The sequence below is a fragment of the Parabacteroides caeci genome, from assembly GCF_023656795.1.
GTDB classification, from domain to species: domain Bacteria; phylum Bacteroidota; class Bacteroidia; order Bacteroidales; family Tannerellaceae; genus Parabacteroides; species Parabacteroides segnis.
In genome coordinates, this window is record NZ_JAMOKT010000152.1 from 1 (window position 1) to 1,292 (window position 1,292).

Consider the following 1,292-nt stretch of genomic DNA (forward strand, 5'->3'; position numbering starts at 1 on the left):
AGAAAAGTCTTAACTATGAAAATAGAACCTTAACGACTGGATTTTTTACGTGAAGATTTTGCAAACCAAAGTCTCTTGACTATGATTCGTGAGATCTTATAAGAGGTCTCTTTCCATAAAGAGGCCTCTTTTTATGATTTAGAAAATCAGATTAGTATCCCAATAATTTTCTTAAATAGTTAATATCCAAGGCTGCTTTGTAAAGTCTTCTTTTTAGACTCAGTTTGTCTTTTTGTTCTGATACGATATGTAAAGCTACTTTTCTAAGCACTGACAAGTTTTGCGAGGAGTATCCTTTCCTTGCCCTGCAATTATCCTCTTTAAAAGTAACATCCAGGTGCCAATGAAGTTGGTTTTCAATGCTCCAGTGTCCCCTTATCAGCTTTTGAAAGTAAGACGCGCTTAATCCGATCTCATCACTGATATAATATCTGGTTTCATAGGTTGTCTTCCCGTTTATTTCCCGACTTGACTCTATTTTTATAATCGTGCCCAGTCCCCTCCAAGATCGAATAGTTTCCGCAAGCAGATATTCCCTTGCAGGAAGAATGCAGCACTTCCTGACCTCTATCCTTCCATGATCTTTATTTACGCTCGTATCTTTATCAAGGCCGCCGTTTACTTTAAATGCACATTCAATATCTTCATACAGAGATTTCTGATTGCCCTTTACCGACAACAAATAATGGCCTTTCTTATCAAGTATTAAGTCAACGATCTCTCGCTGTGTCCCCATGGCATCTATGGAGACAATCGCCTCTTCAATGTCAATCTCCGACAAGACAGCAGGGATGGCTGTTATCTCATTAGACTTGTCTTCTACCTTTCCTTGAGAGATACAGAACCTATTCTCGCTTACCCAAGCATTCAGGATATACAGACCTTTATTTCCTGTGGAAGTCGGAGATGTCCCACCTTGTTTCTTTCCATCTATAACAATCTGCTTTTCTGATAAATCAGACAGGATTGATTTACCATAACTGCGAAGACAATGTTCCAATTCTGATGGTTCAATACGCTGGAATACACGCTCAAACGTATCTTCTGATGGTACACCGTTTGGTAGAGAAAGCAAATCATTCAACATTTCTCCACGCTCTAAAGCAAACAGACGCATATCTTCATAATCTGTTCCGCCTGTCAGATAAGTACACAAACCTATCATTAATATATCTGACAACAAATGTAGACAGCGACCTGTTACACGAGGATCTGTCACTTCTGAAAAATAATTAGAGGTATTCATTTTGCAATGATAAACTTTTTAGAGGAATTTTGGTGCGGTCGCCCTG

General features: G+C 38.8%; 1 protein-coding gene. It reads right to left on the bottom strand.

Annotated features, from left to right (window positions below; all coding sequences use genetic code 11):
• Window positions 1-151 precede the first annotated feature (151 nt).
• Complete coding sequence (locus tag NBH15_RS29140) at window positions 152-1,246, bottom strand: ISAs1 family transposase (RefSeq protein WP_128135842.1); 1,095 nt, start codon at window positions 1,244-1,246, stop codon at window positions 152-154.
• Window positions 1,247-1,292 lie beyond the last annotated feature (46 nt).

Coding starts and splice junctions, on each gene's coding strand:
- NBH15_RS29140 (WP_128135842.1), bottom strand. CDS start 1,246: ATGAATACCTCTAATTATTTTTCAGAAGTGACAGATCCTCGTGTAACA.